Origin of the sequence: Hahella sp. HN01, assembly GCF_018986435.1 — a bacterium.
Classification (GTDB): domain Bacteria; phylum Pseudomonadota; class Gammaproteobacteria; order Pseudomonadales; family Oleiphilaceae; genus Hahella.
On sequence record NZ_JAHMIN010000030.1, the window covers coordinates 1 to 17,168 of the forward strand.

The 17,168-nt window shown below is 56.5% G+C and carries 18 protein-coding genes; 10 read left to right on the forward strand and 8 right to left on the reverse strand.

Annotated elements, in window-relative coordinates; translation table 11 throughout:
• Positions 1-368: 368 nt before the first annotated feature.
• From KP814_RS23895 to KP814_RS23905, 3 genes are all read right to left on the reverse strand, one after another.
• Positions 369-1,025 carry a hypothetical protein gene (locus KP814_RS23895; protein ID WP_216739132.1) on the reverse strand — a complete coding sequence of 219 codons (657 nt, stop codon included), beginning with the start codon at positions 1,023-1,025 and terminating at the stop codon, positions 369-371.
• 61 nt (positions 1,026-1,086) lie between these two features.
• Complete coding sequence (locus KP814_RS23900) at positions 1,087-1,527, reverse strand: hypothetical protein (protein WP_216739133.1); 441 nt, start codon at positions 1,525-1,527, stop codon at positions 1,087-1,089.
• Positions 1,528-1,734: 207 nt separating this feature from the next.
• Positions 1,735-2,286: a hypothetical protein gene (locus tag KP814_RS23905; protein ID WP_216739134.1), complete on the reverse strand. Its 552-nt coding sequence runs from the start codon at positions 2,284-2,286 to the stop codon at positions 1,735-1,737.
• Positions 2,287-2,728: 442 nt separating this feature from the next.
• Here KP814_RS23905 and moeZ point away from each other — a divergent pair, with 442 nt between their 5' ends.
• The 10 genes from moeZ to KP814_RS23955 all read left to right on the forward strand — a co-directional run bounded on the left by moeZ (position 2,729) and on the right by KP814_RS23955 (position 14,430).
• Positions 2,729-3,901, forward strand: a complete 1,173-nt coding sequence (gene moeZ, locus KP814_RS23910) for an adenylyltransferase/sulfurtransferase MoeZ (RefSeq protein ID WP_216739198.1) — start codon at positions 2,729-2,731, stop codon at positions 3,899-3,901.
• A gap of 18 nt (positions 3,902-3,919) precedes the next feature.
• Positions 3,920-4,438 carry a Mov34/MPN/PAD-1 family protein gene (locus tag KP814_RS23915; RefSeq protein ID WP_216739135.1) on the forward strand — a complete coding sequence of 173 codons (519 nt, stop codon included), beginning with the start codon at positions 3,920-3,922 and terminating at the stop codon, positions 4,436-4,438.
• Entirely contained in the window at positions 4,374-4,664 is a 291-nt protein-coding gene (locus tag KP814_RS23920; protein ID WP_216739136.1) for a MoaD/ThiS family protein, read from the forward strand. The genes KP814_RS23915 and KP814_RS23920 overlap by 65 nt, the downstream gene beginning before the upstream one ends.
• Positions 4,665-4,669: 5 nt before the next feature.
• Positions 4,670-6,586 (forward strand): CoA transferase, encoded by a 1,917-nt coding sequence (locus tag KP814_RS23925; protein ID WP_216739137.1) that lies wholly within the window; start codon positions 4,670-4,672, stop codon positions 6,584-6,586.
• On the forward strand, positions 6,583-8,232 hold the full coding sequence (locus KP814_RS23930; RefSeq protein WP_253938607.1) for a class I adenylate-forming enzyme family protein: 1,650 nt from the start codon (positions 6,583-6,585) through the stop codon (positions 8,230-8,232). The genes KP814_RS23925 and KP814_RS23930 overlap by 4 nt, the downstream gene beginning before the upstream one ends.
• Entirely contained in the window at positions 8,220-9,491 is a 1,272-nt protein-coding gene (locus KP814_RS23935) for an acyl-CoA dehydrogenase family protein (RefSeq protein ID WP_253938608.1), read from the forward strand. Before KP814_RS23930 ends, KP814_RS23935 begins: the two co-directional genes overlap by 13 nt.
• Entirely contained in the window at positions 9,488-10,684 is a 1,197-nt protein-coding gene (locus KP814_RS23940) for a CynX/NimT family MFS transporter (RefSeq protein ID WP_216739139.1), read from the forward strand. Before KP814_RS23935 ends, KP814_RS23940 begins: the two co-directional genes overlap by 4 nt.
• A complete protein-coding gene (locus KP814_RS23945) occupies positions 10,681-11,844 on the forward strand; it encodes a hypothetical protein (RefSeq protein WP_216739140.1) in 1,164 nt (387 codons plus the stop codon). Before KP814_RS23940 ends, KP814_RS23945 begins: the two co-directional genes overlap by 4 nt.
• Positions 11,845-11,982: 138 nt before the next feature.
• A complete protein-coding gene (locus KP814_RS23950; RefSeq protein ID WP_216739141.1) occupies positions 11,983-12,477 on the forward strand; it encodes a copper uptake system-associated protein in 495 nt (164 codons plus the stop codon).
• A gap of 39 nt (positions 12,478-12,516) precedes the next feature.
• Positions 12,517-14,430: a TonB-dependent receptor gene (locus KP814_RS23955; protein ID WP_216739142.1), complete on the forward strand. Its 1,914-nt coding sequence runs from the start codon at positions 12,517-12,519 to the stop codon at positions 14,428-14,430.
• Positions 14,431-14,492: 62 nt separating this feature from the next.
• Here KP814_RS23955 and KP814_RS23960 read toward each other — a convergent pair whose 3' ends face one another.
• The 5 genes from KP814_RS23960 to KP814_RS23980 form a co-directional block, all read right to left on the reverse strand.
• The gene (locus KP814_RS23960) at positions 14,493-14,966 is read right to left on the reverse strand and encodes a hypothetical protein (RefSeq protein WP_216739143.1); all 474 of its coding nucleotides are present in this window, start codon (positions 14,964-14,966) and stop codon (positions 14,493-14,495) included.
• A gap of 171 nt (positions 14,967-15,137) precedes the next feature.
• Positions 15,138-15,563, reverse strand: coding sequence for a hypothetical protein (locus KP814_RS23965; protein WP_216739144.1), 426 nt, complete (start codon positions 15,561-15,563; stop codon positions 15,138-15,140).
• Between the two features lie 153 nt (positions 15,564-15,716).
• The gene (locus tag KP814_RS23970; RefSeq protein ID WP_216739145.1) at positions 15,717-15,968 is read right to left on the reverse strand and encodes a hypothetical protein; all 252 of its coding nucleotides are present in this window, start codon (positions 15,966-15,968) and stop codon (positions 15,717-15,719) included.
• A 76-nt stretch (positions 15,969-16,044) separates the two neighbouring features.
• Positions 16,045-16,560, reverse strand: coding sequence for a hypothetical protein (locus KP814_RS23975; protein ID WP_216739146.1), 516 nt, complete (start codon positions 16,558-16,560; stop codon positions 16,045-16,047).
• Between the two features lie 82 nt (positions 16,561-16,642).
• Positions 16,643-17,107: a hypothetical protein gene (locus tag KP814_RS23980; protein WP_216739147.1), complete on the reverse strand. Its 465-nt coding sequence runs from the start codon at positions 17,105-17,107 to the stop codon at positions 16,643-16,645.
• Positions 17,108-17,168 lie beyond the last annotated feature (61 nt).

A 17,168-nucleotide genomic window follows, 5' to 3' on the forward strand; every position in this document is an offset into this window, starting at 1 on the left:
ATGCAGTGAACGCGAAGCATGGCGGATAACGGATACGGCGGCCGGCCATTCTCGCCCTTGGGATAATGACGGGCGACCTTCTTCTCCAACCGTTCCCAGGGAATCAGCTTATCCATCCGCTCCAGAAAGATTTCCCGGCGGGTCTTACGTTTTTATTCTGGTATTCGGCTTCGGAGAAAGTCATCTGTTCCATGAAAAGTGTTCCTGCTGAGTTGGGCTGCCGTATTATGACTGATTCTTGGGGTTATTCAGAGGTTCCCTAGCTATTTTTTATTTCCACCTTGGGTAGTGTTCAGAAATCTGTGTCATTTCAGTATCCTATGCAAAACAGGAATGACACAGATTTCTGAACAGCACCCGCAAACTACTTATAATTTGACCAACACATACCCACTACTCATCCGACCACTGGCAAGCATAACGGCCAGGCCTTGCGCTTCCGTATCGCTGGCGCTGGTCAGGAGGAATTTTTTACCCAGTTCTGTTTGCACCAAGGCTTTATGAAGTATTTCATCATCCAGCATGGTGTAGGCGTAGCGTCCGATGCTTTGTTTAATTCTTGGTGAGGCTTTCTCGTAGGATTCATCCGAGAACACCACTTCAACGGCAAGTCTGTCGCCAGCGGTAACGGCAGCAGACTCCACGACGTCTTGATCGCTATACCAGATATCATCCGGCTCCGTTCCCCTGAATACGAGTTCGCCGGGATGCCCGCTTAGAAATGCGACCAGTTCAGCGTCAGGGGCGCCCCGTGAAAATTCAATCACGCCCTTGCCTTCCACGTCTTTGAACTGGACCGATGACAGTTTACTCGGGAGAACGGCGTTCAGGCGTTTCAACAGAATGTCCATATCCTCTTTCGAACCTTTGTCAGCCTGGTAATCCTGCACTTGGTAGGTGACTTTCTCAGCTCTCAGATACTCCAGTTCCTTGCAGCCCGTCACGGTAAACAGGGACAGCATGAGCAGGGCCAAGGTCAGGCTGTGCGTATGGTTTTTTGTCAAAATGGATTTGGAGCTATTCAATGAATGTCCCTGCGAATGTATGGATGTTCTTCTCGTATCGCGCGTTCTATAAATGATTGTATTAAAACTCAAAGTAGTGTTTCAGAATGCGTTCGCCGCTTTCGATCTGCTTAAACAGTTCTGCAACCGTAGCGTCGCCAGCGATGTGCTCTTCCATTGTTTTTACACTGGCGGTGTCCGTGACGTACTGTTCCGCCTTTTGTTGATAGTACCCTGGCAACAAGTCATGCAAAGCAATCATCGCATAAAGCTGGGCCGGCTTGCTGCCTTCCGTTTGCAACCTGATGAGCTGCTCCTGAGCATCCGCCCGGCTGAGCAGGCACCGATACGCATTAATATGGTCCGGAACATCCCCAGCATAACCAATACGCGCACTGGTGAATTCCTCCGCGTTCTTCAACACTTCATAATCATTTTCGGAGCACTGCCATTCCGCCAGAGACTGACTGGAAAACAGGCAAAACAATATCGAGGCGGCAATTCTTGAACGGGATGTCTTCATGAGTGGAAACTTCTGTAAATCCTTTAAAAAAGCGCCTGAGTCAGCGCGCGGCTATTTAACCACAGAGCCGGTGCGCGGGGAATCAAGTACGGGAGATATATGAGATAAATTAATGGATTTGGCCATACTAGCCATACAAAGAAGAGGCTTAACCGACATTTGCTTAGCAATTTCTTAGCGCACGTCCTGTAGCGCGCCCGCAAAATGCTATAGGTAATGCTTTAGGACGCTCCCGCCATCATTAATCTGTCTGAAGAGCGTAGCCACCTCAGTGCTACCGCCTTTACACCCGTTCATGGTCTTTACTACAGAAACATCTGTTACATACTGCTCAGCTTTTTGCTGAAAATATCCGGGCAGCAATTCATGCAAAGCAATCATTGCATAGAGCTGAGCAGGCTTGCTCCCTTCCGTTTGCAACTTGATAAGCTGTTGCTGTGCGTCCGCCTGACTTAACAGACATCGATAGGCGTTAATATGATCCGGAACGGAGGCGCCTCTATCGGTCCGCGCACTGGTGAACGTCTCCACATTCTTCAACACTTCATAGTCATTTTCAGAGCACTGCCAGTCCGCCAGAGACTGGTCGGAAAACAAGCAAAATAATATCGAGGCGGCAATTCTTGAACGGGGTGTCTCCATGGTTGGAAACTTCTGTAAATCCCTTAAAAACAGCGTCTGAGCCAGCGCGCGGCTATTTAACCACAGAGCCGGTGCGCGGGGAATAACAGACCGTTGAGGACTGATAACTTTAGACATTCAGAGACTTAGCCAGATTGGGTGCGACAAACTGCCGCATTGCCCCCTGCCCGTCCCTCCGCATATAAAAATAAGCGGTGTTGGACCTTACAAAAAACATTAGAAATTAACGGCATGGATCGCGCTTTAGCTGTTGTTCGTCACGCATCAATGTCGGCGACCGCTTTGAGGGAAATTCGTTTTCTCTCCGCCTTCCTTCCGTCGATGACGGTCCTCGCAGCCTGATCCGGCTGCATCCGGTGATATAACCAAACTAATAAACAGGGAGCCTCTGAAAACGTTGGCGAGGCCGCCAGTGCAAGGAAAAAGTCGGCGAAAAAAGCGCAGTTTATCGTGAATAAATGAGCATTTTGAGCCGACTTTTGACGCCGTAATGGCGGCCGCAGGTAGTTTTTCAGAGGTTCCCTAGAAATCGCATCAATCGATAGAGGGACATATGTCGATGAAGCTCCCCCCCCTCGTAGAACCCGCTGCGGAGTTGTCCGCGGAGGAAATCGCCCGCTATAGCCGTCATCTGCTGCTGCCGGATGTCGGACTGGATGGGCAGAAACGCCTGAAGAACGCCAAAGTGCTGGCGGTTGGCGCCGGCGGTCTGGGCTCTCCGGTCTTACTCTATTTAGCCGCCGCCGGGGTCGGAACCCTTGGAGTTGTGGAGTTTGATCTGGTTGACGAATCCAACCTGCAACGGCAAATCATCCACGGCGTGTCCGATATCGGACGTCCCAAAGGCGAAAGCGCCAGAGACGCTATTCACGAGATCAACCCGCACATCGCGGTGCGGCTGCATAGCGAGCGCCTGGACTCAGCCAACGCCCTTGAAATCATCGCCCAATACGATCTTATTGTGGATGGAACCGACAATTTCGCAACTCGCTATCTGGTCAATGACGCCTGCGTGCTGGCAGGAAAACCTTACGTCTGGGGTTCTATCTATCGCTTTGAAGGACAAGCGTCGGTCTTTTGGGAAAACGCTCCCGAAGGCGCAGGCCTGAATTATCGCGATCTTTATCCGGAACCGCCCCCGCCCCATCTGGCGCCATCCTGCTCGGAAGGCGGAGTGTTGGGCGTCCTGTGCGCGTCCATCGGCTCCATCATGGCCACGGAAGCGATCAAGTTGATTACCGGATTAGGCGAATCCTTGTTGGGCAGATTGGCCGTGTACGACGCACTGGAAATGAGCTTCCGTTTTATCAAACTGCGCCGCGACCCGCAAAGACGCGCCATCACCGAACTGGTGGATTATCAGGCCTTCTGCGGGCTGGCGACTGCCGTTCAAGACGATAACGACAGCGTCCCCAGCATTGACGCTCATGAACTAAAGCGGTGGCGGGACAGCGCCAGAGACTTCCAACTGATCGATGTTCGCGACGCGTTGGAGCGGGACATCGTGCGCATTCCGGGATCGCAACATATTCCTGCCCACAGGCTGCTGGACCGCGACATGCTGGACTCTCTCAGCAGCAACGCGCCCATCGTGCTGCACTGCAAATCCGGCGTGCGTTCGCAACGGGCGTTGCAGTCTCTGCGCGAATGCGGTTTCGATAACGTCCATCATCTCGACGGCGGCATTCTCGCCTGGATTCGAGATGTCGACCCTTCATTGCCCAGCTACTGATCCGGGAGGAAACCCAACATGCTGACGATTCTTTCCGAACTCGTAGACGCCATGATCCAACAGGCGCAAACAGATCACCCCATGGAAACCTGTGGCGTTATCGCCGGCCGGGAGGGCGCCGAGCGTCCCATGCGCCTCATTCCCATGCGCAATGTAGCGGCGTCAGAAGATATGTTCATGTTCGACGCCCGTGAACAACTGCAAGTCTGGCGAGAAATGGAGGCAAACGGCGAAGAGCCCGTAGTCATCTATCACTCACACACCCACTCGCGCGCCTATCCCAGCAAAGATGACATTCTTTGCGCCGCGGAGCCGCACGCCCATTACGTCATTATCCCCACGGATCCCGCGTACGGCGGCGGCATTCGCAGCTTCCGCATCGTCAACGGAGCCGTGGTGGAAGAAACCATTCGCGTCGTCGAGCAATACGCCGGCGAAAAATCCTTACCCCTTGCTGAAAACAGGAGTTCTCATGTCAATCACCATCCATATTCCCACCGTTCTGCGTCCACTGACCAACGATCAGAAGCGCATTGACGGCGATGGCGCGAATGTGCGGGAAGTGATCGAGAACATGGAGATACAGTTCCCAGGCGTCAAAGAGCGACTGATGGCGGACGGCAAGGTGCACCGCTTTTTGAATATTTACGTGAATGACGACGATATTCGCTTCGCCGAAAACCTGGACACGTCCGTACAAGCCGGCGACGCCATCACCATCCTGCCGGCGGTGGCGGGCGGGTGCGGCGACAGGTTGAGATAACCGCCATGACCGTGTTACTGGAAAACTGCTATCTCAGCGGATCGTTACGCAACCCAACGCCGGCCCTGGCGCCGCTGTATGCGTCGTTGCGATATCAGGCCAATGCTCTCGGCGTCGCCTGGGAGAACGTCGATACGGAATCCGGCGCCGCTTTCGCGTTGCACGTGGCTGAAAATGTATATGTCGACTGTGTATTGGAAGGCTGGTCGGATGCAGTGGAGCGTCCCATATCAGAAACGTTGGCCCAGGCGACGACAGGGTTGATGTCCGTACATGGCCGCGCCAGCGGCGGCGCGCAGCCCTTGGGAGTGGATTATGTCTCCACCCTCACCGCCGTGCTTTCCCTGCAAGGCGTAATGGCCGCCGCGATTGGTCGTCTCCGGGGCGCCTCGACGCGCGCAACTACGACCAGCCTGACCTCCAGCGCCTTGCTCAGCGTCGCGCAATATCTGGCTGGAGCCACCGCCCCGGAAATGCCGGAGCGACTGCTGCCCGGCGCAGCCAGTGTGCAGGAACGCCCGCCCTTTACGTCCGCCGATGGCGTAGCGTTTGAACTGGAAACCCTGGACGCCGTCCCCTGGCGCGATTTCTGGACCCAGGTCGGCGTCGACGCCGCCAGCGCCGGCAAAGGCTGGAACGGTTTCCTGCTGCGCTACGCCAAAGCCATCGCCCCGGTTCCCGCCACACTCTGTGAAGCGCTCGCAGTGCTGCCATTCGCACAGATCGAACGTCTCGCCCAGCAAACCGGCGTCGCCATTTGCCGAGTGCGCTCGCTACAGGACCGCGCTCAGGACAAGGACGCAATGGCTATGTGGCGCGAAGGCCCCTGGCGTTTTCATTGTGATGGCGACATCGCCCAGGCCAGGCCGCTGAAGCCCTGCGATCCGTCCTCGCCCCTGCCTCTGGCCGGATTAACTGTGGTTGAGTCCTGCCGCCGCATTCAGGGTCCATTGGCGGGACGCTTACTGTCCCTGCTCGGCGCAGAGGTGATTCGCATCGAACCGCCCGGGGGCGACCCTTTGCGCGGTATGCCGCCTATGGCGGAAGACGTTTCCGCCCGTTTTGACGCCCTGAATCGAGACAAAAACGTACGAGAGATCGACATCAAATCCGCCGCCGGCAAGGCGGAAGTGATGGCGTTGATCCAGCAGGCGGATGTGTTTCTGCACAACTGGGCGCCCGGCAAAGCGGCGGAAATGGGACTGGATTATGACGACATGACACAGGTAAACCCTGACCTCATTTACGCCTATGCGGGAGGCTGGGGAGAGAATGCGGAGCACGATCTGCCCGGCACCGATTTCATGGCTCAGGCTTACTCCGGCGTCGCTGCAAAAATCGCCGCTGCTTCGGGACTGCCGGGCGGCGCACTGTTTACTGTGTTAGACGTATTAGGCGGCGCCGTCGCTGCTCAAGGCGTCACCGCCGCACTACTGGCCCGAGGACTGGGTCGCGCCCGCTCCATCAGAGTGGATACCTCCCTGCTGGGCGCCGCCACCTTGTTGTGCGCAGACGAACTTGGCGCGCTGTTGCAACAGCCGGGGTATCAAAATCATGCCCTGGACGGTGAACCGCCCCCACCTGCATGGACTTCATTGAATGGCGTTTACGCCACCGCGCAGGGGCTGCTTGCTCTGGATTGTCTGGATGAACGCGCCTTTTCCAGGCTCACCCATGCCGTTGTTGACGCCGCGTCTGAACTTCAGATAGACCTTAACGACGACACCCCGGATCGAGAGCATCTACAGCGCGCTCTTCTTCATCGCAAGGCCCAGGAGTGGGCGGCGTTGTTCGAAATGAGCGGCGTTCCCGCCGCCGTAGTAGTCGAAGATTTGACTGAGCTTAGCCGCGACCCGCGTCTGGCGCCTGCTCTCAACAAAGACATCTATGTTCGAGTGAATTCACCATGGAGGTTTCAATGAACCACTCAGGCATCATCGATCTGGTTCCAGCGGCGCTGCGCAAGCAGTGGGCGACACAAGGCCTGTACCCTAACCGTACCGTGTTCCAGATGTTTCAGATGTACGCGGAACAGTCCCCGGCCAAAACCGCGGTGCTCTCGCCAGATTCCAGCATGACTTACGGCGACCTGCTGGATAAGGCGCTGCGGTTGGCGACGGCCTTTCAGGAGATGGGCATCGTCGCCGGCGACGTGATCGCCTATCAATTGCCCAACAGTTGGCGTTGCTGCGCCGTCGATCTCGCCGCAGCCGCCATCGGCGCGGTGGTGGCGCCGTTTCCACCGGGCCGCGGACGTCTGGATATTCAGTCATTACTGAAGCGCTGTGACGCCCGCGCCATCGTGGCGACGCCGGAATACGGCGGTGTGGACATGTGCGAGCTGATTGAGTCCTTGCGCCCCACCACCCTGTCATTGCGCTGGCTGATTGCGGACAGCGATCAGGCGCCGGAAGGCTGGATCAGCCTGGAGCAGTGTTTTCAGGCGGAGCCGATAGCGCTGCAGCGCCTGCCTCATGTTGACCCGGACTCGCCAGTGCGCCTGCTGGTGTCTTCCGGCACCGAGTCCGAGCCCAAACTGGTGGCCTACTCTCATAATGCGCTGCTGGGTGGACGCGGACGTTTTCTACAACGTTTACACCCCTATGGCGCGAGCTTTCGCGGCATGTATCTGGTGCCTCTGGGGTCATCCTTCGGCTCCACCGCCACCTTTGGCGTGCTGTCCTGGCTGGGGGGCTCCCTGGCGGTGCTGCCGCGATTCGATGCGGAAGACGCCATTCGCGCCATCGAATCTCTGCGTCCCACCCACCTGCTCGGCGTGCCCACTATGATTCAGCGCATGGCCGCCGAGCCTCTCTTGGCGGATATCGACAAATCCAGTCTGGTCGCCATTGTCAGCGGCGGCTCGGTCATTGACTCCGCCAGCATCCAACGTTGCGTGGACGCCTTTGGCTGCGGCTTTATCAGTCTGTACGGCTCAGCGGATGGGGTGAACTGTCATAACACGCTGGATGAAGCGCTGGACGTGGTGTTCCGCAGCGTTGGCCGCCCCAACCCGGATGTTTGTGAGATTCGCATCGTCGACGACGCGGGCAAGGAAGTCCGGCGCGGCGAAGTCGGCGAAATTCTCGCCCGGGGCCCGATCAGCCCCATGCAATACGTCAACGCTCCAGAGCTGGACGCCCGTTATCGCGATCCTGAAGGCTGGGTGTACACCGGCGATCTGGGTTTGCTGGACCAGGACGGCTATTTGCGCCTTTCCGGCCGCAAGAAAGACGTGATCGTGCGCGGCGGCGCCAACATCAGCACGGTGCAGATCGAGAATCTGGTCACCTGTTTTCCAGACGTGATCAGCGCCGCCTGCGTGCCGGTTCCAGACCCGGACCTGGGCCAGCGCGTATGCCTGTGCCTGAGCATGCGCAGCGGCGCGGAGCGTCCCTCTCTGGCGGAAATCGCCAGCTTTCTGCGCGATCAGGGGCTGGAAGTGAACAAACTGCCAGAGTACCTGCGCTTCATCCGTCATTTTCCACTCACGCCGGCGGGCAAGGTCGACAAGAAGCGGCTCACGGCTGAAGTCGCTTTTCTGGAGCGCAGTGCATGCGCAGTCTAGACACAGGAAAGGTCGCAAATATGCCCATGGATAACAGCGTCTCCAGCGTCGCCAACAAGACATCCAGCGAGCTGGCGCAGCGCATACGCGCCTTCGTCAATGAGCGGGTGATGCCCAACGAGCCCTTGCTCGCCAAAGACGACGACGCGGCTCTGACGCTGCAGTCCGCCCTGGCCGCCGAGGCACGCGCCCAGGGCCTGTGGGGTCTGTACTATCCCGCCGCCCTGGGAGGCGAAGTCGCCACATTAAGCGACTACCTTCCCCTGGCGGAACAGGAGGGACGCTCCGAGTTTGGCCCTGAAATCTTCGGCGGGCGCGCCGCTCTGGATGTGCGCATGCTGTCTCTGCATGGTAGCGAGACCATCGCAGGAGGCTTCCTGCAACCGCTGGCGGCGGGAAATGCCGTGTCCGCCTATGGCATGTCGGAACCGGACAGTATCGGCTCCATTCCCGCCACCATCCAGCTGCGGGCGCAGCGCGAGGGAGACGGCTGGCGCCTTGACGGCCGCAAGTGGTTTATTTCCCGCGCCCGTCGTGCGGACTTTATCACCGTGGTGGCGCGCACTCAGGCGGAGGCGCCGCCGCAACACGCCCTGTCCATGCTGGTGGTTCCCACCGACGCGCCCGGATTCAGCATCCTGCAGGATCTGGATATCCTGGGCCGCCGTAATGGCCAGCATGAGCTGCTGTTCGACAATGTCCGCATTCCTCAAGACTATCTATTGGGCGAGCTGCACGGGGGCATGGCGTTGATGAAACAGCGGCTATGCCTGGGACGCACCATCAACGCCGCCCACTGGGTAGGACTGGCGCAACGCTGCCTGGACCTGCTTGGCGAGCGCGTGTGCAGTGAACGCGGTCAGTTGGCGCGACTGCCGGACAAACAACTGATCCGCCGTCTGGCGTTCCTTAGCCAACAAAGCATCGTCAGCGCGCGGGCGCAGTTACAACTGGCCGCCGCCAAGCTGGATGCGGGCGAGGATAGCGATATTGAAGTGAATATGGCGAAGATCGCCGCCTCTCACGCGCTCAATCAAGCCGCCGACAGCGCCATTCAGGTCTTCGGCGCCGAGGGGCTGTGCGACGCGACGCCGCTCTCCAATATTTTTCGCTACGCTCGCGCCACGCGCATTCTGGACGGCGCTGATGAAGTACTGATCAATACCGTGGGGCGGCGGATTCTGGAGGGTTATCTTCCCCGGGAAGAACAAAACAGCTCACCTGTCGCCCAGGCGGAGCGGGAGACGGCGCAAGTATGAACGCCATCGCGCCGCCGCTGCGCCAATCGCCTTTGCGCGCCATCAGCCTGCATGTCGTGCTGCTGTTATCCATGACCTTACCGATGCTGATCCTGTACACCATCGGCGCGCTGGGCCCCTTGCTGATCGCCGATCTGGGCATTGAACCCGGCTGGCTCGGTTACGTCACCATGAGCGCTTTCGGCGTGGCGGCGGTGCTGTCCCTCGCCGCAGGCCCGCTGGTTGAGCGGCTGGGATCGCGACGCGGCCTGTGGATGCTGTTTCTCAGCGTGGCGCTGGCCTATGGCCTGATGATCACTCTCCCCGGTTTTGCGGGAATTATCGCCGCTGTGGCGGTATGCGGCGTGGCGCAGGCGTTGTCGAACCCGGTCACGAATCTGTTGATCGCGCAGCGGATTCCCCCTTCGCGCAAGGCGTTCGCCGTGGGACTGAAACAATCCGGCGTACAGCTTGGCGCACTGATTGCCGGCGGATTGCTGCCGCTGATCGCGGTTCCGTTCGGGTGGCGCGCCGCCATGGCGACAGTCATCCCAGCCGCGCTGTTATTGGCCTGTTTTGCTCCATCCCTGGCTCCCCCGCCATCGTCCGAAGGTCCGCGTCGCTCCTGGCTGCCCGCGCGCCCAGGCAAACTGCTGCTCAACCTGATGGCGGTGCAAGGCTGCGCTGGCGTCACCCTGTCCGCCTTCGTGACCTTTCTGCCGGTCTTCGCCACCCAGCAAGGCGTCAGTCAGCATGACGCCGGTTTGATGGTGGCCGTCTTCGGCGTCATGGGCTTCACCTCGCGCCTTACGCTGACGTCCCTTTCCAGCAAACTCAAGGATGAATCCTGGCTGCTGCTGGGATTAATGGCGCTCACCGCGCTGGCGCTTTGGATCACCCAACAGGCATCGCCGGAAAGCCATTGGCCTTTGTGGGTTGGCGTGCTGATAGTAGGTCTCACCGCCGTGGCCACCAATGCGGTGGCGATGGGCATGCTGCTGAGAGACAGCGTTTTCGGCGCGCCGGCGACGGCGTCCGGCTTACTGTCCGCGGCATTTTTTGGCGGCTTCGCAATGGGCGCGCCGCTCTTTGGCGCACTCTCCGGTTCCGCGTCAGGTTTCAGCAGCGCCTGGAGCGCGCTCGCTGTCGTTTCCCTGGTGGGGGCCGCTGCCGCCTTGAGCCTGGCTCTGTTACGACGCAGGAGCGCGTCATGAATAACCTGCGTGTACCGCCCTGGGACGCCACAGCGCTGTCGCCATGGGAAATCAGTCAGGCCATGACGCTGCTGTTACGCCGCCTCGACACCATAGAAGCTCATTGCGACGGAAGCTTTCCCCTGTTCTCCCGCGACGGCCAACACTGGAAGACCTCCGCCGGCGGTTCCTGGATGGGAGGCTTTTGGGCAGGATGCTGGGGGTTGCGGGCGTTGATTTCAAGGTCCACGGCAGACCGTGACAAAGCGCTCGCCCTTTGCGCCGCGCTGACGGACAAACTGCACATAGACACGCTCAATCGCAGCCTGATCTTCTGGTATGGCCCCGCGCTTTGCGGCCGTTGGCTCGTAGATAATTCAGCTCTGGATCTGGCCGATCAGGCCGCCGCCGCCATCGCCTCCGGTTTTGACCATCGCCTCGGATATCTCCCTCTGGGTTGCGCCATGGGCGGCGGCGCGGACGGGGGCCAACGTCTGTCTGTAGACTCGCTGGCGGCCACGGTGCAACTCCTCGGCGGCGTCAGCCATGCGTCTCATCAGGACGCCGCCCGCGCGCACACGGACGCCCTGATCGCCGCCTGCTTCACCGCTAATGGCGCATGCAGTGCGGAAGCCTGGTCGACCCAACAGCAAAACTCACAACAGGTTATTTTACAGGCGCTGGACCGCCCCGGCGGCTGGTCCCGTGGTCAGGCCTGGGCGATGCTGGGGTTGCGCCATGCGGCCAGACGCTGGGGCTCGCCCTATCTCGATTACGCCAGAGCCGCCTGCGTGTACTGGCGTCGCTCTCGTCGCACGCCCTATCCCGCCGACAGGCCGGAACGCAGCGACAGTTTGTCCGACCCGTCCGCCACGCTGATCGCCGCTATCGCCATGCTGTCGCTCTCTGAGTTACTGGACGACGGCGACAATTGGCGCACCTATGCGGCGCAGCAAATCGCCGCGCTCGTACGCAGCTCATACTTCGTGCGTCGTGATGGCGCCGCGCACGCCGGCGCTTTCATCGGCGCCTGTTACCGCACCAGCGCCGCCGGTTGCGAACTGGTGGAGTCGCCCTGGAGCAGCTTTTTCCTGCTGGAAGCATTGTGCATGCTCGCCGGCCTGATTGATGGAGAAGAACAAGGAACTCAGTCTCACTCGATGAACCCAGCAGATGACTAGCCACGTTCTCTTTGTCTGCAACGACAGAGCCGGCCCATGTCTGGCCCTGTCTTTTCGCGGCTTAACTCCGCGCAGGCGCGTCCACGCGTCTGATTATTTACTTGTATAAAACACCGCCAAACTCTTCTGAGGAATAACATGAAAAATCGTCATAACAACAGGATGTCTTCACCGCCTCTCCCTTTCCGCAGCCTGCTGGCCGCCCTCACGTTAAGTTCAGCGCTGGTTGCGCCAGCGTTCGCCAACGACGGCCTGACCCAAGAACAGCAGCAAGTGGTCAAGCTGATCTCCGCCACCTACGACCAGCCCCACCACAAGGTGGAGACGGCGCCGGTCATCGTGGTGAACGACTACGCCATCGCAGACTGGATTCAGGGCGAACGAGGCGGACGCGCGCTACTGCGCCGGGACGGCGACAAGTGGATGGTGCTGGCTTGCGGCGGCGACGAGTTCAAGAAAGTCGACCTGCTGCACAAAGCTGGCATCCCTCAGGACACCGCCTCCCAGCTGATTTCTGAACTGACTGAAGCGGAACAGTCGATCGCTCCGCAAAAGCTGGCTCAGTTCGGGCTGTTTGGCACGCCGAATAATCCGGGCATGTCCGCGCATCATCAAAATCATCCACAAAACTGATCCTTTCAGGCCGATTAAGCAGTCAATCAAGTCAGTATTATGAAATTTTCACCCAAGAAACTTACCGTGGCGGTCGCTCTGACCGCTGCGGGCGGCGCACATGCGCAAACCACCGTTCTGGAGCCAATGATAGTGACCGCCAAGCCGGTCATTGAAGAAGTGGAGGTGGATATGTTCTCCAGCACATCCGCCGTGGTCACAGAGGAACAGATTCGCGATCAAAACGCGGTGGATCTCACCGCCGCCCTGCGCCGGACGCCCGGCGTACAGATTTCCCGTTACAACCCGGTCGGCGCTTTTGGCGGCGATCAGGGCGGCGCGGTGTTTATCCGCGGCATGGGCGTCACCCGTCCCGGCAGTGAGATAAAGACCTACATCGACGGCCTGCCCCTGTACATGGGCTTATGGGGACACCCACTGTTGGATCTGCTGCCCGTCAACGCCATGCAATCCATGACCGTGTATAAAAGCCCGCAACCGCAGATCAACGGCAACAACTTCGCCTCCATCGATCTGCACACCAAGCGGGCGACTGAAGACGGAACTCACGGCGCCGCGCGCATCTCCGCCGGTTCCTACCATACCCTGGTGCAGCAGGCGGAACTGACCAGCCGCAATGGCGATCTGGATTTTACTCTCGCGCAAGGATACGCCACCTCCGATGGCCATCGGGACAACGCCGACGGCGAATTGAAAAACCTCTTCGGCCGGGTTGGCGCGCAATTGAATGAACACTGGGCGGCCTCTTTTAGCGGGCTGTACGTGGACAACGAAAGCACGGATCCAGGCCAAGAAGGAGACCCAAAGCCGGATGTCGCGCCGGAGTACAACACCCAGGCCTTCATGCTGGCGACCACATTGTCCCATGAACATGGCGACTGGACCGGCGAGTTCAGCCTGCACCACAGCTCCGGCGAGGGTAACTGGTATCACCAGAGCGCCGGCGATGGCGACACGCTATCGGATTTCACCATGAGCGGCCTGCGCTGGCGCGAGCAGTTCTCCCCCTGGATGGATGGAACCCTGGTCGCCGGTCTGGATTACGATCGCGTGTCCGGCGAAGCGCACTTTAATCGTGATGATCCCGCCAGACGGGCCTACCTGGACGCGCCGACGTTCAAGTTGTGGTCGCCCTATGTCGGTCTCAGTCACTTGTTGATGCTCAACGACGACTGGATGCTATCGCCGTCCATCGGCGTGCGTTATTACGATCACAGTGAGTTTGACGCCCAGACCGCGCCTTACGCTGGTCTGTCGCTGATGTCAGACGCCCTGACCCTGTTCGTCAACGCCTCCCAAGGCGTCAACTATCCCGGTCTGGAAGCGCCAACCCTGGCGACGGCGATACCGCCCCTGGCCGACACTTGGAAGCAGTTGGAGGCGGAGGAGCTGAATCATCTGGAAGTCGGCGCCAAGTTCGCATTAACGACCACCACCCAGATCGATCTCAGCGTGTTCAAGGACAAGGTGAAAAACCGCTACATCTTCTTCACTCCCATGCAAGTATCCAATCCATACTTTGCTAACCTTGGCAGCTACAGCATGCGTGGCGTTGAACTGTCGGTCAGTCAGGCGTTGCCGGCGGGATGGTCCCTGTTTGGCGGGCTGACGCTGCTCGATCCGGATATCGACAACCTTCCCTACACTCCAGAACGGGCGGTTACCGCAGGTCTGAACGGCCAGCTTGGTCCCTTCCGCCTCGCCCTGGACGCCCAGCATCAGTCCGAAGTCTGGGCGCTAACGCGCAAGCGGGCGTCAGGCGATGTTAATGGAGAGAAAGTCAGTGGATTCACCGTGGCCAATATGCGCCTTTCCTATCCTCTGGCGCCATTGGGTCAGGATGGTGAAGTCTTTGTCGCCGTGGAGAATCTATTCGACCGTGAATACGCCTATCGCCCAGGCTATCCCATGCCGGGCCGCTGGGCGCAAATCGGATTGTCCGCGAGCTTTTAGAATGGGAAACAGGGACAGGGATGTCCCGCAAGGTGAATACAGACAAATACCGAAATACGCTTTTACTCTTGCGCCGCCTGCATGCAGGCTGCTTCCGACTTGGCGAAAACCAAATACTGGTATCTCAGCCCGGAATAGGAAGCGTCCTCGCAATCGCTATACCCCTGTTTTTTCAAGTACGCAGACAAGGGGAAGTAAATCAGCACCGGCAGCAGAAAAATCGCCACCACCCCTCCAAACAGGACAGGCTGCAGTATTTTGAAAATGCGGTTTTCGGTGTTTTTCCGTAAAGGCTTTTTTAGTCTCGCCAACAGCTCCAGCAATCCCATTACACACAAAGAAAGCAGGCCCAGGCCAATCCCCAGCATGCCGTATAACGCCGGCTCAAGATACAGACTGGGCGGAAGCGCCATCACCTGACTAATCGTTGACGCCACCGCAAAGCCAAACCACAACAAAGCCCCCAAAGAAAGCGAAGTGAGTACGATCAAAATAGCGACTTGCTTTGCAACAGGCGGAAGGTCTTTTTGAGACAAAACAGAGTTCCTTGTGAGTTTCGAATTGATGTGAGCGTGCAGGTTACCAAGTGGGTATCTAATCAGACTGTGGGGTAAAAACGAACGCCTGTTCGCTTTGAGTCCAATGCCCGGAACGGGCCGCGTGCTATAGTTTGCTAAACAGCTGTCGCCCCCCTTAACAATTAACTATTAGGCGTCCCAGGCGTTATCTTCGTAGTAAGACTTGATAGAAGATAGCGTCATTTCCCTCAAAGGTTCTCCAGTATCGTACTCACGCGCGAAGAATAAGAACTCACGTGAAGGCGATTCAAACTGGAGAATAGCGCAACCTAAATCCATGAAGTAGAGCGATCCGCCCTGGGCTTGCCCATAATCAGCGCTCAGGTTAGCCAGATGAAGTGCGGCCGAGAGCTTATCCATTTTCTGAACATCTTCGCCAACGATAATTAAGTGTTCTACATCGGCTGGATAGGTCGAAAATGCGCTAAGTTTGCCGTCTTGATAATCGCAATCTCCAAAGCCACAAACCTCTGCCTGCAGAGATTCTACCTCCGACTTTGACATACCAAATTTTAGTGGTCCCAAGCCAACGAAGGGCTCAAAAATGAGATCCATATTGCAGTTCCTCTTAGTTCTTCGATTTATCTGCTCAGGCTAACGCCGCTCTAACTGAACTGAACATTGCGTAGTAAAGTGAGCGAAACGATCCACGCAATTAGCTGATGCGCACCTTCTTTGCGTCACCAGCCTAAAATTTTTAACTGCGAATTACGCGTCTTTGTCATTTAAGACATCAATGATGGAATCGTGAAAGTTCCTAAAATTCTCTTGCTGATCATCCCAAACTGGATGTAGAGCAACTAATTTTTTTGCATCATCAAGAGAAATTGATTTAGTTTCTTTCACAAGCTTAATTGACTCAATTATACTCGCCCCTTCCGCACGTAGTAATTGCAATGCACCATCAATATCATCGATCTCTATGAGCTTCTTAGCTTTCACTTGCAGTTCTGTATTCATTACCCGCCTCGACTGTGGTTAACGCCGCAACTTACGCATGAGCGGAGCGAGTCCGCAAGATTGCTTTTTTATAACTCTACTTCTCAGTGCGGTGCTCATGGATTAACTCTGAGACATCTATGTTTTTTGATTTACCACCTAACTCAATTATTGACTTAGAAACAAATGGATTTTTCGTTTTTCTCCATATATCAATGAGCGTTGCAACACAATAATAATGAGCTTCAGTGTCCTCAGGATTTTTTAGCATACTGTTAATCTCCGGAACTATATCAATCGAATTGATTTCCATCGCCCACTGGGACGCCCAGTAGCGCATCCCATAGTGCTTACTTGCCAGAGCGTTTTTTAAGTGAGGTAAAACCACCTCTGATTTAAATGGCCTAAATATATCATCGCAGACCTGATAGACGCCAAAACCACTTCCATCACCGAATGCATTGAGAACAAGTGGAATAGCACGTTCATCGGGGTTTGAAATCAGGAACGTCCTAACTTGATTGAACATATCAATATCGGCTTCCGATACATCCTCATCCGCTGGCAACGGCTGATTCTTTCTAAGAAACTCTAGTGATTTATCAATATTCATTATCAATTATTAATCTTCTAAAATAGACAAAATGAAACGCTACCCTTCCCACGTTTTTTGTCGACCATTCGTAATGGCTTTGTCAAGCATTTTCTTGCACCCAAGTTAGACCAACTTCTTCATCTTCAGTAGAGCAACAAAATAGAAGGGAACTTCCGTGCGTGCTTTTCTGTAGAATAAGGTCTTCCTTATTTTGTATGGCTTTCACCATATCGAGATAGAAGCTATTATCGGGAATTATACCCGCTACTTCTTTTTCAGAGATGTTTATCGCTGCAAAATTACCTAATGATAGATTACGCCCAATATTTGCTTGCCAGAACATGGCCTCTTCAATACTACCTTCCTCAATAATTCGGCGGAAATGCTTCATACTGTATTTGTTCGATTCAAGTAACTGATTTTCTGAGTTTTGTTTTGTATCTATACAGACGCTAACAAATCCCGACTCATGGTCATGATATATAGCAAAGGTGAAAATATCTAAATCCTTAGCCTTTGCTAAAGCTTCATCTATTAGGTTTTCAAATATTCCAATCATATTCATAGATGCTTAACTTTTGCATACGCACATGCGCGTTTTTTTTAAATTTCCAAGCTTCGAAGAT